The organism is Acetobacter persici (assembly GCF_018256955.1).
GTDB lineage: Bacteria > Pseudomonadota > Alphaproteobacteria > Acetobacterales > Acetobacteraceae > Acetobacter > Acetobacter persici.
Genome location: NZ_JAERKU010000023.1, coordinates 1 through 16,469 on the forward strand (window position 1 = coordinate 1; position 16,469 = coordinate 16,469).

The 16,469-nt window shown below is 53.5% G+C and carries 13 protein-coding genes; 4 read left to right on the top strand and 9 right to left on the bottom strand.

What is annotated here, in order from left to right:
- Positions 1 to 73: 73 nt before the first annotated feature.
- From JK199_RS15365 to JK199_RS15380, 4 genes are read right to left on the bottom strand one after another with little or no spacing between them, the layout of a single operon-like run.
- A complete protein-coding gene (locus JK199_RS15365; RefSeq protein ID WP_212377533.1) occupies positions 74 to 1,018 on the bottom strand; it encodes a sugar-binding transcriptional regulator in 945 nt (314 codons plus the stop codon).
- A 16-nt stretch (positions 1,019 to 1,034) separates the two neighbouring features.
- Positions 1,035 to 2,057, bottom strand: coding sequence for a hypothetical protein (locus tag JK199_RS15370; RefSeq protein ID WP_212377536.1), 1,023 nt, complete (start codon positions 2,055 to 2,057; stop codon positions 1,035 to 1,037).
- Positions 2,058 to 2,090: 33 nt separating this feature from the next.
- Positions 2,091 to 3,581, bottom strand: coding sequence for an FGGY-family carbohydrate kinase (locus JK199_RS15375; protein ID WP_212377539.1), 1,491 nt, complete (start codon positions 3,579 to 3,581; stop codon positions 2,091 to 2,093).
- Positions 3,578 to 5,254: a glycerol-3-phosphate dehydrogenase/oxidase gene (locus JK199_RS15380; RefSeq protein ID WP_212377541.1), complete on the bottom strand. Its 1,677-nt coding sequence runs from the start codon at positions 5,252 to 5,254 to the stop codon at positions 3,578 to 3,580. The genes JK199_RS15375 and JK199_RS15380 overlap by 4 nt, the downstream gene beginning before the upstream one ends.
- A 154-nt stretch (positions 5,255 to 5,408) precedes the next feature.
- Between JK199_RS15380 and JK199_RS15385 the strand changes: the two genes are divergently transcribed.
- Positions 5,409 to 6,548, top strand: coding sequence for an MFS transporter (locus JK199_RS15385; protein WP_212377544.1), 1,140 nt, complete (start codon positions 5,409 to 5,411; stop codon positions 6,546 to 6,548).
- 216 nt (positions 6,549 to 6,764) lie between these two features.
- Positions 6,765 to 8,444: a carbohydrate porin gene (locus JK199_RS15390; RefSeq protein WP_244985222.1), complete on the top strand. Its 1,680-nt coding sequence runs from the start codon at positions 6,765 to 6,767 to the stop codon at positions 8,442 to 8,444.
- 157 nt (positions 8,445 to 8,601) lie between these two features.
- On the opposite strand, the gene JK199_RS15395 is transcribed toward JK199_RS15390, so the two are convergent.
- Both JK199_RS15395 and JK199_RS15400 read right to left on the bottom strand, forming a co-directional pair.
- Positions 8,602 to 10,008 carry a DHA2 family efflux MFS transporter permease subunit gene (locus tag JK199_RS15395; RefSeq protein ID WP_212377547.1) on the bottom strand — a complete coding sequence of 469 codons (1,407 nt, stop codon included), beginning with the start codon at positions 10,006 to 10,008 and terminating at the stop codon, positions 8,602 to 8,604.
- Positions 10,009 to 10,055: 47 nt separating this feature from the next.
- Positions 10,056 to 10,622, bottom strand: a complete 567-nt coding sequence (locus JK199_RS15400; RefSeq protein WP_212377550.1) for a hydrolase — start codon at positions 10,620 to 10,622, stop codon at positions 10,056 to 10,058.
- 153 nt (positions 10,623 to 10,775) lie between these two features.
- Between JK199_RS15400 and JK199_RS15405 the strand changes: the two genes are divergently transcribed.
- Positions 10,776 to 11,366 (top strand): TetR/AcrR family transcriptional regulator, encoded by a 591-nt coding sequence (locus tag JK199_RS15405; RefSeq protein WP_212377553.1) that lies wholly within the window; start codon positions 10,776 to 10,778, stop codon positions 11,364 to 11,366.
- A 142-nt stretch (positions 11,367 to 11,508) separates the two neighbouring features.
- Here the strand turns inward: JK199_RS15405 and JK199_RS15410 are convergent, their stop codons facing one another.
- The 3 genes from JK199_RS15410 to JK199_RS15420 are packed head-to-tail and all read right to left on the bottom strand — an operon-like array spanning position 11,509 to position 15,279.
- Positions 11,509 to 12,540, bottom strand: coding sequence for an alginate lyase family protein (locus JK199_RS15410; protein ID WP_342356347.1), 1,032 nt, complete (start codon positions 12,538 to 12,540; stop codon positions 11,509 to 11,511).
- A gap of 5 nt (positions 12,541 to 12,545) precedes the next feature.
- A complete protein-coding gene (locus JK199_RS15415) occupies positions 12,546 to 13,739 on the bottom strand; it encodes a DUF1501 domain-containing protein (protein WP_212377559.1) in 1,194 nt (397 codons plus the stop codon).
- Between the two features lie 16 nt (positions 13,740 to 13,755).
- On the bottom strand, positions 13,756 to 15,279 hold the full coding sequence (locus tag JK199_RS15420; protein WP_212377562.1) for a DUF1800 domain-containing protein: 1,524 nt from the start codon (positions 15,277 to 15,279) through the stop codon (positions 13,756 to 13,758).
- An 876-nt stretch (positions 15,280 to 16,155) separates the two neighbouring features.
- Here JK199_RS15420 and JK199_RS15425 point away from each other — a divergent pair.
- On the top strand, positions 16,156 to 16,413 hold the full coding sequence (locus tag JK199_RS15425; RefSeq protein ID WP_212377565.1) for a hypothetical protein: 258 nt from the start codon (positions 16,156 to 16,158) through the stop codon (positions 16,411 to 16,413).
- Positions 16,414 to 16,469 lie beyond the last annotated feature (56 nt).

A 16,469-nucleotide genomic window follows, 5' to 3' on the forward strand; every position in this document is an offset into this window, starting at 1 on the left:
AAAGACAGCCGCATCCTTTCTTTCCGTCATCCTCATCGCCGCTACAGCAGACTATATCAAGGCCTAACAGGCCCTAGCTACCTAAAAGGGATTGAGCAAGGTCTTCGTCTATAACCAGTTTTTTTGCAAAACCGCCACGTAGGGCGGCCCGTGTGGCCTCAAGTTTATGCTGACCAGAAACAACCAGAAGTCCTTCCATCTGGCGCAAGGTCGCATGATCTGCTCCGATCAGTCTTGTATCAATCTCTCCCAACACAGGCTGACCTTCTGCATCAATAAAACGCCCTGCTATAATGCCCGTGGCACCCCGTTTTGTGTAATTTTCGATATCCCGCACGGACGCAATCTGGAAATGCGTCACATGACTGTCTGGTGTTGCTGGGCTGACTGTATAGATCGCTTTATTACAGTCACTCAGTTTCTCAAGCTGATCATGAATAATAGGTTCAGCTTTCAAAAGATCAGCAAGAAGAACAGAACTGCAAATCGCCGGAGCATTCAGGTTGATACAGAGTGCACCGATACGATTGGCAATTTCAACGGAACATCGTTCGGATGTGGGTAGCAAAGGGTTAGCCATGGAGCCGATAAGCTGCCGAACCGTCAGATTTTCAACAGGCCAGTATGGAACATAGTCCGAAAGCAGGCTGAGTGTTTTCCCCCAACTCACGCCAAGCTGGTCTCCCGGCTGGATAAATTCCAGCAAGACCTGTGCTGCGGCCTGACAGACTTCAGCAAGGCTTCCGTCCTCCGAAAGGCCATCAACTGGAATAACATGAGCACTTTCCAGCCCAAACCGCTCTGTCAGGGCATCCGCCGCTGCATTCAGACGAAAATGCTCACCAGATAAGCGGATGCAGACAATTTCCCGCGCTTTGGCCTGCTTGATGTAACTGATAACAGTCGGGCGAGAGAGCCCCATACGCGTGGCAATCTCGCCCTGTGTCATGTTCTTGACGTAGTAGAGCCAAGCGGTTTCAGCAATAACCCTGTCTGATGGGCCTGTCTCTCTCTGCATTCCGCCTTCCCATACGTCATGTCTCTGTAACTGCGTCTTTGAGCATACTGTCCGTGATCTGCAAATCATTTTCAAGGCTGCGATCGGCAACACAGCCCTGACGCTGTAAATCAGCATGGTAGCCGCGCACGGCCTCTATGGAGTTGACTTCCCGGTCCACCACCCGCCTCATCCACGTAATCATCAGGCACTGGTCCTCTGCTCCGTTGATTTTACGCCCAAAGAGCGCCAGACGGGCGCCATAGCGTTCGGCCTGAGCCAGAAGTTCGAACGTATCGCGATGTGTGCCACCGCCTCCCCCCATAATGCCCACCACCATGGACGGATCATGCTGCACCAGTTCTTCCAGAGGTCCCGGACCGTTATATGCCACCTTGAGAAACTCCGGTTTCTCCTGGCGCGTCAGGGATGCGAGTGTGCGCACCACACAATCGTTAATGAAAAAGCCAACCTGATCGCGGGAGAGGCCCGTCTCAACATTAGGATTGAAAACCTCAAGAAAATGCATTTTGCCGTTCATCCGGGCATCTGCCCGAAAGCGCGCATAGGCCTCAAGTGAGGATGCGTCATGCTCTGCATCATTAATATATGTCAGAGAGTACAGGCACAGCGGGGCACGGGCAAATTCAAGGGCCGCGCCTCGGTACGGGCGTGGTGGAAAATCAGGATACCGCCCTCCCCGAATACCGACCCACGCGTCAGTTGCTTCATTGCCGCGAAAAGCTGGTATAATTTTACTATTCTCAAAAGCACCTTCGTCAGCAAGTTCCTCAATAGTTGCTGTGGAAGACAGCATGATATCAAGGACATCCTGCTTTATCAGGTCGCGCACCTGTTGCAGAAATGCCGGACGGTTGCGATAGCCAGTATTTTTGCCGGTCTCTCTGTCACGGCGAAGCCCCATGGATGGAACTCCGCCAGCAACATCAACATCCTTGGCGTCCGCGATCATGAAATCACCGATTTTATAGTCACCGGCTCTGATACGGGAGATTTTCTCGAAAAAACGTGTTTTTTTGTATTCGTTTTTTTTGGTCATCGCACATATTGCCTTAGTTTGAGGATGATTTTTTCAGGGTGCAGCGGACAACAGAGCTTTCATCCCCCGATCAAGCCGGGAAAATTCGTGGTATCGTTCCTCAAGAATGGCGACATGATCAGGAACTGGCTCCAGCCTGCATGAGACCCTGCTCATTTTCGCCACAGCCTCTTCAAGCGTGGCATAAAGTCCGCTTGCGACCGCAGCACAGATTGCACCACCCAATGCGCCGACCTCTGGCGTATCAACAATCTCGACCGGTTTGTTGCATACATCCGCAAAAATCTGCCCCCAGAAAGCGGATCTTGCAGCACCGCCCGTCAGGCGGATCACCTCAGGCCATTCTCCGTTTCCGTATTCCAGAAGAGCCTCAGCATGACGGCGATGTTCAAAAGCAACGCCTTCACAGATGGCACGGATCATGGACGCCTCGTTATCCGTGGCACTCAGGCGGAGAAAGCTTGCCTGCCAGGGGCTTGGACCGTGAATATAAGGAAGGAAGTAGCAACGCCGCGCATCAACAGGACAGGTTTCTGCAATAGTAAGAGCCTCAGGGACGGAGATGCGGTCCCCCAAAGCGTGCTTCAGATACCAGCCCAGATTGGCGGCGGATGAGGGACTTCCTTCTGCAATCAGCCGTGCATGATCCCGGTACAGCATGTTCAGCAGAGGATATTTCCCTGTATCATCGCCTGATGTTTCCATTCCGTTGATTGCCCATGTCCCTGCAATCATAACCATCCGGTCCGGGGTGATCACACCCGCACCCAGAGCGCAGGACGCAACATCCATCATACTCCCGGCAACAGGGAGGCCTTCCGGCAGTCCTGTCTCAGCCGCAGCTCGGGCACTAATCCTTCCGGCTATGCCAGAACTAGCAACAATTTCTGGAAGCTTTTCCATAAGGCCTGACTGCCCAAGAAGAGAAAAAGCCTCTGTTGCGTAGTCTTTTCTCCGAAGGTTCATCAACCCTCCCCCGCTTGCGTCAGAAGGGTCCGTCAATGCGGCATCTGTGAGCCGGAGACGGATAAAGTCCTTGCAGGCCAAAGCCCAGCGCGTGGCGAGCATGACATCCGGCAGATTTTCTGAAAGCCCGACAAGCTGGATCAGGGTCTGCCCGCCCCACGGGCGGTGTCCATTCATCTGTCCTAAGGTCTGATCGTCTCCATTTTTGAGAATACGATCAGCAACTGGCTGTGCACGATGATCAACCGACACAATGCCCGGATGCGTCGGCCTTCCCTCGGCATCCACCAGAAAAACGCCATTTCCAAATCCCGTTCCGCCAACGCCTTTTAGGCGTTTTGCAAAACCCCCTTCCAGAACATCCCGAATGGCACGCACTGTTGCCTGCCAGAATGCGTCTGGGTCACGCTCCACTCTGCCGTCCGGGTAGTGGTTCGTCGTAACTTCAGCATTGCGAAGGCGAACTATCCCACCCTGACTATCAAACAGCGCGACTTTTACCGCTGTTCCACCTGCGTCAATTGCCAGCAGCAGAGCATCCTGATCATGAGACATCATGATTTCCCTCCCCGCCAGAGAATGCGTGAATCTGAGGTGCACTTTTCCATCTGCGCATCAACCCAATCCGCGTCATGCCCCAAAACGGCGGCCATAATCGTTGCAATCTCTTTCAAAGCGGCGCGTGTCAGACGCCCTGTCATGACGATATTCATCCGACGCAACACCATGTCCTCCAGAGTGAGAGGCATGCGATGGCGCGTCAGCCATTCAACTTCACGCCGGGAATAACCGGGGGCGTTCTCCAGCGGAATGTCAGGCTGACTTGCGCAAAATGCAGCCACTTCAGACGTGATAGCGCCGTATCGCCGCAGTAATTCTGTCACTCGCTGCACAGGCACGCCGGTTTTGCCTGCAAGGGACGTGGCATCCACGTTCGCGGCCCCCGGGTATGGACAGTCCGCAGTGCTGGTGCTGCGTATTTTGCCCAGTCTCGCCAAAATCGCGTCCGCAGCCATTTCTGCAAAGGACCGAAATGTTGTCCACTTGCCGCCCACCAGAGACCATACAGGAAGACCGCTGGCCTCGGTCTGGATCAGGGCATGATCTCGCGCGGCCTGCGTTGCGTTTCCACTCCCAGCCTGAAGAGGGCGAATACCGCTCGTAACGGACTGAATATGGTCTTCTGTAACGTGCAGATCATCAAACAGGCTGTTGAGCGCATTGAGCAGATACGCAATTTCTTTCTGGGAAACACTATGATCGGCAGGGTCTGAGGTTTCAACTTCAGTTGTACCAATCAGAATGACGTCCTGCACAGGCAGGCAGATCACCATTCTCCCCTGCCCATCATCAAAATAAAACGCACGGCGTGCCATCCGGGCGTGCAGCGCATCGTGCCGCAAAACCAGATGCGCTCCCTTGATGCCACGAATAAACTGTGTGGCATTTCCTAGTGTAGCATTCACCTTATCAATTGCAGAACCCGTTGCGTTAACAATTGTTTTTGGTCGCAGAACTCTTGTTTCTCCTGAAACATCGTCAGTAACAGAGAAGCTCCCGTCCTGCTTATACTGCCATGCCACATGGTTAATTGCCGCCACATCTGGCGTCTCAATCGCCGCCTCAATCATTTCCATGATTAAATTTTCAGGAATGACGATTTGCCCGTCATAATAGCTGACAACCGCCTTTACAGTTGTGGGTAAGCCGGAAGGAAAAAACCGCTTTTTAAGCGTTACACTATGCCGCGGCAAAGCGCGCCTTACCGCACCAAAACGCTCATACAGCACAAGAGCCATTTCTATAGCCACAAGGCTGAGATTACCTGTTTTTTTGGAAAGCCCCAGAAAACGCAGAGCAGCTTTTGGAAAGCCTGCAAACAGGTTTGTAACCGGCACTACAATCTCAAGAGGTTTTACGAGGTGTGGCGCATCATGCAGCAGCATGTTCCTTTCGCGTGCTGATTCACGCACCAGACTGAATTCCCGCCCTTCAAGATAGCGTAGTCCGCCGTGCGCCATGCGGCTTGAAGCTCCGCTCGCACCGGCGCTGAAGTCTCCTGTGTCAATCAGCACAGCGGAAACCCCGTTGAGCGATAAATCACGCAGTAACCCGACGCCGTTCACACCACCGCCAATGATAAGAACGTCCGGTGAGCCAATGTTTTTTATTTTTTCCCATACCCGTTCACGCACAAACGGGGATGATTTTTTCTTTTCGGCTTCTGCCATGGCAACTTCTCCGCTGTCTGCCCTGCCCGAAACTAACCACACAGCATTTACAATTGTCAATTGATATAGACTTATGTAAAGAATCGCTTCTCACGATGCCAAACAAGAATGCCGCAGACGCTTCGCATCCTCCACGAAGTATGACGGCGCAAAAATGAAAGTCGTGCCAATGATTGAAGCGATCAAAAAAAACAAAACGCTTTTCGCTGGAAGTGTTCTTGCCTTCATTCTGATGGGAGCCGGGCAGTCACTTCTTGGGCCATGCGTTCCTGAATTCCGCCAGATATTTGGGCTTTCCATAGCCTCAGCAAGCATGATCGTTACCGCACAATGGGTCGGTGCTCTGGCGGGGGTCGTCACTCTTTTCTTCTGTGGTCAGAAGGACTTCATCAAACTCGCTTTTGGTCTTCTTGTGGCCGGAACGGGCCTGATGGCGGCTCAGCCGGGCTGGCCCTTAACACTGCTTGGCTCTCTTGCATTCGGGGCAGGCTACGGCGCCAGTCTGGCGCTGGTAAATTCACGCTTACTTGAAAGCTTTGGAGCCTCCGGCCCTTCAATGGTGAGTCTGGTCAATGCCCTGTTTGGTGGCGGAGCAATTATGGCGCCGCTTGCCTTCGTAGCACTGGCACGATCATCCACTGTCAGTTTCGCTCTTCTCTCCGCAGGGCTGGCTATTCCGTTTCTTCTTGCCTTCCAATTTGCAGCGCCGTCTCAACATCACGAGGCAGTGACCGAAGCTTCCACTGTATTCCGCCCGTCTTTCGCAACATTGTTTATTGGGGCGTCAGGAACAGCCATTGAAGCCTGTCTGATCGGGCTGGGGCCGTCTATTCTCGTTAACGGCAGTTTTTCTGATGTGACGGCCGCCAACGCTCTCTCGTTGTTTTTTGTATTCTTCCTCAGCGGGCGCATTGCCCTCAGCTTTGCAGGGCGCCGTTTCCCAACGGCACCGATGATCATTGCGGGCTTTGCCGGGACTGCTGTTCTGCTGTTTCTGGCCTCTGCTGGTATTCTTCCGACCATAACCTATCCGTTATCAGGATTTTTCATCGGGAGCATTTTTCCAAATTTCTTTGTTTTCGGTTCCTCTCTGCTGGGAAAAAATAAGAAAACAGGCCCCACTCTGGTCTGTGCAGCTCTGGCTGGGGGTGTCGCAGGGCCGCTTGTTGTCGGACAATTGATCGCGCATCTGCCCGGCCTGACATCTTTTCTGCTTCTGGCTGTCTACGCTGTTGTTATAACATGCTTCGCAAGCCTTATCCTGGGAAAGCATTTTCGTGCCCTCAGGCCATAATCCGCGTCCAGAGATGAAGAAACAATACCAGAGACATAGATGCCGAACCTGACACGATACGACGCCTAAAATGCGAAGGTACCCCGGTTCTCCCGGAAGCGGGGCCTCAGACTGTTCCAAAGAGAAAAATAAAAACAAAGACGTCGAATGCTTTGATAACAGGCGGGATTATTTTTTGTTCTGCTGTGATCAAAACCATTCCCGGGGAACAATACTATGCGCAGTGTCTCAGAACTGGATATCACACCCACTAAAACCAGACAGAGCTTCGGTGCCGTGCGCTCTGTTTATGTCGCCTGTCTGTTTACCGTTCTCTGTCTGACAGGCTGGCAGCCGGGGTTCTCTCCCCCCGCTATGGCGCAGGATGCACCAGCCTCAACAGAGGCGCCGGAGTCCAGCGCCGTATCGCCAAAAGACTATGCCAAACCTCCAGCCGCCGCACAGCCGGATAAAAAAACAGAAATTCCCTCATGGCTTCAGGGCGTTATCGGGAACAGAGCACCGGCTCCCAAAGAACCGTTTGTTTCCAACCCTACCCCGTTTGGGGAAACTCAGCCTACAGTCCCGCTTTATCAGGAAATTCCCGGATTTTTGCAGGCCTCTTATGGCCCACCGTCATTTGGCCCTCCTTACGGGACAACGCATCTGTTCGGAGACTGGGGCGGAATTCAGCCATGGCTGCAAAAACGCGGACTTTATCTCGCGCTGGATGTGTATGAAGATATCGCAGGGAATGTTTCAGGCGGTAAAAGGCGGGCTTATAGCAATGCCGGGCAAGTCGGTGCGACACTGGATGTTGACTGGCAGAAACTATTGCACGCAAGTTCCTGGTCTGACGATTTATGGCTGCATATGCTCGTTGTTAACGGGCACGGCACCAATCTCAGCCGCCTGTATGGCGATAACAGCAATCAGGTCCAGCAGATTTACGGGAGCCGTGGCAATGTTGTCGCGCATCTGGTCTGGACATATTTTGAAAAAGCCTGGCTACAACGCAAAATTGATCTTGCAGTTGGCTGGATTCCGCCCGGCGCGTTTTTCCAGAACTCGCCATGGGTTTGTAACTTTATGAATGTGTGGTTGTGCGGCGGAGAATCCCCCACCAAATTCATGACAGGCGGGCGTGGCTGGCCATCAGGCAATATCGGCGGCGTCCTGCGTGTGATGCCCATCCGGCAGTTCTATCTGATGGGCGGCCTCTTTGCCGTCTCTCCTCATGCCTATAATGGCGGAATTTCCGGCTGGTCATGGGGGCAGGATCGCCTTGGAAAGCTGTCTTCCCAGTTCGAGGCGGGTTGGATTCCGGAATTCGGGCGTAATCATCTGATCGGCCATTATAAAGTCGGCATTATGTATGATAACTCCCGCTACAACGACCTTTATGAAGATATCAATGGGGCTCCATGGGTTCTGACCGGCCAGCCAGCCCGCAAACAAAGTGGCCAGACCTCAGTCTGGGTGCTGGCTGACCAGATGCTCGTCCGGCACGGCCCCGGTGAAATGAACGGGCTCATTCTGGGGGGCTATTTTGGATGGGGTTCTGGCAAGACATCCCAGATCAGCCATAGTTTTACAACGGTACTGATGGACACCGGTGCATTATGGAAGCGCCCGCTGGACAGCGTCGGGATCGCTTTTCTCTGGTCCAAATTCAGTCGCTCCGCCATTTTATCTCAGGAAGCAGCGGCCTCCGCAAACCTCCCTCTTCCCGGCGCAAATTATGGCATACCCTACGGGATTCAGGGGCATGAGGCCATTTATGAGGCCTATTACGGCTTTCATGTCATGGAAGGATTTACCATCAAGCCTGATTTTCAATACGTAAATCATGTTGGCGGAACCACAGTCTTTAAAGACGCAGTTGTTCTCAGCACCGCCATAAACATCGCGTTCTGAAGCTGACAGGACAAAGCCCGGATGAAAGGTCCGGGCTTTTGGCTGACTGGGCTACAGGAACTCTTTTCTTCTTGGGAATTGCTCGTTATGGCTGGTCTGAAAATTCAGCCAGCACGCTAAACTGACTTAAAAAGAGCTTTTCCCAGCGGATTATCTGTTAGCTGCGTCTGGCTTCTGAGGTCCTGATAAAGCGCGTTGTAAGCAACAGGACAGCATGGAACACGGCAAGCAGTCCGAAAGTTTCCGTGAAAGCTTGGGATGTAGCATGGAGCGTCGTGCCTATTGCAAGCCGCCAGCCGAGAAATGTGGCGCAGACAGTTGTTAAAGTTGGTCCTCCAATACGCTGCATAATGTTGAGCGCAGTTGTCGCCATGGGAATGTCCTGCCGTGAGACTGATGCGTAGCCTGCGCTCATGGCCGGAATACCAACGGCCCCTCCCCCAGCGCCGCGCAGAAATAAGGCTATGGTGAGCAAAGCAATATTCAGACCATTAGCGGCCAGTTCTGTCAGAAGAAGAGTTCCCATCAAGGAAAGCATTGCTCCAAAGCCAGTCAGAGCCCGCACATGGAAATGATCGCTCAGACGACCGATAAGAGGGTATACGCACATCATCCCCAGCCCCAAAGGGGCTATGAGCAGTCCCGTCTGTTCAGGCGAGATCCCGCAGGAATGAATGAGCCATACTGGCAGCATCATCTGACCGGCGAACGAGACACCATTGGTGAGGAACATCATAACGGTCGACGCGGAAAACGCCCTTATCCGAAACAGGCGAAGGTCAACCAGTGCATCGTCCCCCTTGCGACGTGCAGACAGGATATACAAAGTAAACAGGGCAACGGATACGCCAAGAATCATCACCCCTGAAGACTTCGCGACGTGATCCATGCCGTAAAGGAATGAAACCAGCGCCGGTGCGAGAAGGCCAAGCCCCATCAGGTCCAGCGGGCGTGAGCGTATTTCTGATCGATCATCTGGTAAAAACAGAGCTGCGAGGGCAATGGCGACCACTCCGACCGGCACATTCAGAAAAAATATCCAGCGCCATGAGGCAACCGAGAGAATAGCTCCGGCCACAACAGGCCCCAGAAGCGGCGCGAGCAGCACTGGGGCCGTCATGGCGCTGGCCACTCGTGGCAGTTGTTTACCCGCCACACGGGCAACCGTCATCTGCGCCATGGGCGCAAGCAGACCTCCCGCCATCCCCTGCAAAAGGCGAAATCCGATGAGGGATGGCGCGGACCATGCCACCGCGCACAGGGCGGACGTCAGTGTAAAGGCACCAAAGCACCATAAATAGACCGCGCGCGCTCCAAGGCGGTTCACCAGCCATCCGTTAAGCGGTAGCGTCAGGGCAAGGGCCAGAAGATAGCCACTAATAACCCATTGGATACTGGAAAACGGCGCGTGTAGCGTCGTGACAAGGTCCGGAAGTGACACATTGACAATCGTGGCGTCCAGTTGCGCCATAAAAGACCCGATTGCCGCAACACTCACGATTTTCCACGTCCCCGGCGGCAATTGATCTGCACGCCCGGCTGGCAATAGTTTTTCCGTTTTCATGCTGGCGTTACTCGAAACCGGGAGACGCTATGGCGCACACCAGACGCTCATACATCAAGCGTTACTGCATCACTTGCGACCACACGGCCAAGGCGCGGAAAAATTTCTTCGCAGGCAAAACGCTGCATCGCTTCCGTAAATGTAGACATAATGTCTTCTACCAATACGACATTGTACCCATGCTCATGGGCCGCCCGCGCGGTGGATTCTACCCCCAGATTGGTAGCAATTCCGCCAAGTACGATGGTCGTGATCCCACGCCGCGGCAACTGAAGGTCAAGATCTGTGCCGTAGAACGCACCCCACTGCCGTTTTGTAACCCGCAGATCGTTCGGTTCAGCAAGACCGTCAGCCAGTTCCGCCCAGTCCGGAGCAAAGCCGCCCGGCGGCGAAAAAGGCCGGTCGACCGCCGCATGCACCGCATCGGCAAAATCCGGGGCGAACGCAACATTCACCATAATAACAGGCGAGCCTGCGGCCCGGAAACGGGCTGCGAGCGTTTTTGAGCGTTCAACAATGTCTTCCCCTGATCGTGGAGCAAGAGGAAGCTCCGTTATACCTTTCTGGAGATCAATCAGCACAAGAGCTGTCTGGCGAGCCGGGAGTGAAATCATGATAAGACCTTCCCTATTGACGTCCGGACTGCTTTCCCCAAGCGTTATCCGGGCATATGAAAACCGCTTTAAGTTGAGTGCATGCTCAAACAGGAGTATTAATTGAGGGAAGACTCAAATACGTCAAGAGGAAAACGGACGCCTCTTCAACCAATGCGCGCGGCTGGACGCCAGCGCGTTGAGGAATTGCTGGGGGCTGCGTCCGACCTGATGGCGGAACGAGGCTATGAGGCGACGACCATGGCGGAAATCGCGCTACGTGCCGGAGCGAAGATTGGCTCTCTGTATCGTTTCTTCCCGAACAAGGAAGCGGTGGCGGATGCGCTTGTACAGCGCCATATCGCCATTCTGGAAGAGGAATACGCAGCCCTCGCCCAGCGTGCGGCCACCCTTTCGCCAGAGGCGCTGGCAGATGTTCTGATTGAGTTGCTTGTCACGCTTCATCCGCGCGTAAAGTCGCTATCTGCTCTGATGGAAGCACGGACAGACAGAATGGAGATCCGCAACCGCGCACGCGGTCATGCCCTGACAGGAATAGCGGCAGCCCTGCGTGTGTGCGCACCGGGGCTGGATGAAACCCTTGCGAGAGACATTGCAGCTGTTGTTCTCAACACCATGAAAATTTTACGAGGCATGATCACAAAAGATGCCCCCACCTCACCCGGAGCTCCCGACGAATTGCGCAGAATGAACCGGCTTTATCTTTCAGACCGTCTGGCACCGTTCCGAGATTATGGGGGATGATGATATGACGCGATATAAGAAAACGGGTTATAGAAATTGTAATTCTTACGATTTTAGAAAAAAAATCTGACAGGGTGAGCGTCCGGAAATCAAAATGATAACTGCTTTATAACCCGGCATTGAGACTGTTGGTTGCTTCCCCTTATTGTCCACAAAGACTAATAAAAGGTACTGGCACAGCTTGAAGCTTTTCGGCCAGAGCCCGCAAGGACAGGTCGAATTCCGAAGCCAGCCAGTAGAGCGCGCCTGCTGAGCGGGGGTCAAACATACCAGAATACCCTTTGAGCCCCGCTCTGGCGCGAAGCGCGTCAAAACGCACGACCGAATGGACAAACTCCTCGTGCGGTTTCTCACCCGATACATAAGGTGTTAACCAGCCTATCGCTTTTGCAAGGGATGCACCCTGACCGGTCGTCCAGTGATACCAGTCTTCTCCACGCGTTCTGGCCGCAAGAGCCGCCTGAATCAGAGGCTGAAGATCGTAGACAACATAATGCAGCGCATCACGCTCTCTGAAATCAAGGGTTTCACCATTCGGAGCGATATTGGCCATAATCTGTTTACGGAACAGCACACGTGCTTTCTCAAACAGCACGTCATTGCCAAGGGCAACCGCCATCATCGTCACAAGTTTAACCCTGTGGCTTTGCCAGTTGTTGCGCCATGTTGAGCGACTGTCCGCATGCTCCATCGCGTCACCATAGCCGCTGGCCCATTTTTCAAGAGAAGCCTTAACCAATGTACGGTCTGCTGGCAGCAGGGCAGAATCAATGATGGCATAAGTGTCAATCAACGCATCGAAGCTGGTTTCATCAATCGGATTAAAGCTGGGGTGGTACGTGGTAACCCACGCCAAAAGATAGCGCCGTGCGATTTCAAACCATGCGTTATCGTGAGTTGCGTGCCAGACAAGCGCGGCTTTTTGCATGAGAGGCAAGTCACGCTTAGCCTCAACACTTTCATCATAAAGACCCTCATGCGGCAGAGTGCCTTCTGTATGCAGGCGAGGCAAAGGCGCAGGTAAGCGGTTGCGCTCCCTTTCAAGCTGATGCACCAGAGATGTGAGGACGGGCCCGGTCTGCGGCGAGGTAATGCGACACCATGGCTCAGCCGCAAACGCGGATGGTACGGAGACGAACACTGTAAGAGAGTACAGCAGTGCCCGCCACGCCACGGTCCTCATACCAGCTTAAGGTCCGCGGGGCTGGCAGTGGGAAAAACAGTCTGAAGATCAGTCTGCCCCAAACCGTATAGTCGTTGAAACAGGCCACCAAACATCGCACGATAATCTGTGAGCACCGGATAATCACGGTTCTGGAACAGGTATTTCTGTTCAACAGGAACCTGTTCGCCTGCCAGGCGCCCTCCTTTGATACCGCCGCCCAGCACCCAGTAGACGCTCCCGTGACCATGGTCCGTGCCCTTGTCCCCATTTTCACGGAACGTCCGGCCAAACTCAGAGACCACCACGACCACCGTATTATGCCATTGCGGGCCAATTTCTTCACTGAAACCGGCAAGACCTCGCCCCAGTTCGCCAATACGGTCGGCCAGATAGCCCTTGGCTCCCCCCTGATTGACGTGCGTATCCCATCCACCAACATCTACAAAGCCAAGGCTGAACCTGTCACGCATCAACTGGCCAATGCGTCTGGCTGAAAGTTCAAACCCCTTGGGGCTTGCAGCACCCCTGCTTGCCTGTGTCAGTTTATCTGTAATGGCATGGTAGACGTCATCCCGGATATGGAAGCCTTCATCCACAGCAGACGCAAGCGGGCGTCCGGCATACATGTCACTGATCAGCCGGGCCTGCCGGGCGGTAATGGCGGATTTGCCGACAGCATTAATGGCAACGTTTGGCACGGCACCGCCGCCGTCAAAAGCAAGCGGTAACTGCGCCGTAAACGCAATTGGGGAGACCCCACTCAGTGTCCGGGCCAGACGCCCCATAAAACCGGAACGGTAGTTTCGTGCGTTTTTGATATCCTGCCCCAGTTCGATCGTATCCTGTGTTTCAAAGTGGCTGCGGGTCAGGTCATCCGTCCCGGCAAAGGGGACAAATGCGACTTCTCCTTTTTGGTACAGGGGCAGAATAGTCTCGCGCAGAGCGGGGTGAAGTCCCCACGCGGCCTCAAGAGGTAAAGCCGCAAGAGGATTGCCGGGGTCCGGCCGCGCGATTGCCAGTGTCGGGCGGGACGCATAGTAGAAATCGCTCCCCATCGGGATGATGATGTTGGTGGCATCATAAGCACCACGAAGAAAAACAACGAGCAGCCGGGCACCCCCGGCAGGTGCAGCCCAGAGCCGACCGGCCATAGTCAGCGGAGATGCGGCTGCCATTCCGAGCAAAAGGTTACGACGCGTGAGGCTCATGACGGAAAATCTCCTGTCAGCTCATAAATTCTGGTGAGGAAAGGAAAAGTGTATTCCACTCCTGAGGAGATGTTGCTTTGTCCAGCGCAGCCCGTGTCTGCCGAGACAGCGTGGCACGCCTGACATCAAAATATGCTCCGTTCTGCAGGAGAGGGAGAACAGCCTCACCCGCCCCTTTTTCATCAGGTCGCCTGAAAAGAGCTGCCGCTCCTGCTCCAATCTTTTGAGCAATGTCGAAGCGCGCCATCATCTGCCCTGATGATGACCATGCTAAGGAGTCCAGCGGATACCCGTCAGGGGTAAGACGGTTATAGAGCCCTTCAGACAGCCTGCTTAACCATCCCTGTATCGGGGCGGTATTGATAATCAGCTTGTCATCATAAGCCATACGGACTGCTGAATAGACATACCGCACCGGGTCCTTAAAACGCGTTCCCAGACTGGCCACAAACTCCGGAGAGCTGATCATAACATCCAGCACGCTGGCGATATGCCCTTTGTTTTCCGTGAAGCACCGCGTCATACGGGCGACGAGGCTCTCGGGCGGGTTATCGGAAACGAAATACAGAGCAATCCGGCGTGCAATATGGCGTGCTGTGGCAGGATGAGCGCAGAGCATGTCCACTGCCTGCTCGATCTCCGGAAAGCCGCTGCCTTTGATGGTTTTCCCCAGAAAAATCTTATCGCTAAAATCATGGCGGGCCGGGTTGAACAGGAAGGCTCCGTCTCTCACCATAAGAGGCTGTAATTCCGGTTTCAGTCTGGGACTATCGGGGCGAACATCTATACCCGCACCACTTAGAATACGGGCGAGCTGCTCAACATCCTGCTGCGTATAGCCGGAACCGACGCCCATCGTATGCAGTTCCATAATCTCGCGGGCATAATTCTCGTTCACATGGCCTGCTTTGTTATCGGCGTTGTCAAGAAAACGCATCATCGCGGGATGGCGAAGTGTCGCCATCAAAAGATCACGAAAGTGGCCCAGCGCGTGGCGGCGAATGGCATTTTGCTCGTAATCCCCAACGAGAACTCGGATTATGCCTTTACCCTGATAGACGTTGAAATGATTGAACCAGAACCACGTCATGCGCTCGCGCAACTGATCTGGCGCGTAGAGAGCCCGCAGGATGGAGACCGTGGCGGCCTGTCGCGCCATGTCCGTCATCTCGGTCTGATAGAGTTTTTTCGCCTCTGCCCGAGCGGCTGGATCAGCAATCCCCTTTATCGCGCGGCCCTGCGCCTCGAAATTCCTTGCCAGATCGACAGCCGATCGCTGGGAAATTGTCAGCCCATCAATCTGCTGCTGGACATCGGGCGGCAGAGGCACTTGTGCTGGGGGCGTGAGCTGCCCACGCAACCACTGCTTACGGCCGAGCGTCAGGAAGTCACGAATGGCCGATGGAGAGGCTCCCCATGTCAGCAGGTCGAGAAGCGCCAGATCCTGTGAGTTCACTTTTTGAGACGCCGCGCTCCCTTTTGCATAAGGGACTATTGCAGCAGCGACTACCGTCGTCAGCAGGGAACGTCGCGAAACCATGCCTCTCTCCAGAAAAAGCCACTTAGATCAACAGTGGCGCTCGTGAAGATTTTCATCAGACTTCAACGTAGTCCGACGCATATCATGTTTGTGGCTCAAAAAATACTCCATAATAAAGCGCGGTTTTTTAGTGGCAATTATAACAGGTTGATTTTCAAGAAATTGTTTCCGTTTAACGGGCTACTTAAATCGGTTTTTAGTATTTCGAGGCGTTGCTTTCGATAGAAAAAAATCCAAAACTAATATTTATTCAAAAACAACGTTTTCCATCATTTTTATTGAATATGGCGACCATTCCAACAACGTCTAATGCGTCAAAAAAGCAGCTTTATGCGTGCCTATCGCCTCCCTCCGCTTCCAGAGAGTGTTGGGCTACATGTTCTCCCGGGACGCGACGCTACACAGATTGCGACAGGAAGAAGCAGCGTAGACCTGCGACATAAGCACAACGTAATCTGCCTGTCCGGCACAGAGGGTAATGGTCGCTGCTTAGCTGTAATATTAGTATGTGTTGAGGCGGCCCAGCCTCTCTCTTTTACGCTTGAAAGAGGCTATTTATTTGAACCGACACGATACAGTGATCGTAATGCATCACAATGTGTCTGAGCGTCAGGTCTTCACGGTACCGTAAAATTCTTGCCCGTCCAGATCATGATCACTTACTTGCCTGCTGGATTGTTTCAGGAAAGCCTACGGCACCAACCAGGCAGCACAGTATCTTTTACCGAATGGCTAAAAAGTGAAAGCCGCAACTTGCTGCGCGATAGTAGTCTGGTACCAGTTTCATCACCCAAAAGAGGGATCGTTGGATTTGGATCAGACAATGCTTAATTTTACAGACCGGTCGCTCTATCCACTGGTAAAGTTGAAGATACGATGAATATTTTTGACGTTTTTCTGCCTCGTTATAATTTTTCAGAACGTCACGCGACAAACGTGCGTGGCCAACCCTCTGATATTCTTGATGTTATAGCAGTCTATCGCGTGCAAGAAGATCCATTTTTACGCCCGGTGATTGCTCTCAGAGAACTGCCGGGAAGGCTGTTCAAGCGTCTATCCTCTTCTCCGCTGGACATGCAGGATTTCATCCTTCTGGCCCGTACAGAACATGCTCTAGGGCCTGTTAGGCCTTGATATAGTCTGCTGTAGCGGCGATGAGGATGACGGAAAGAAAGGATGCGGCTGTCTTT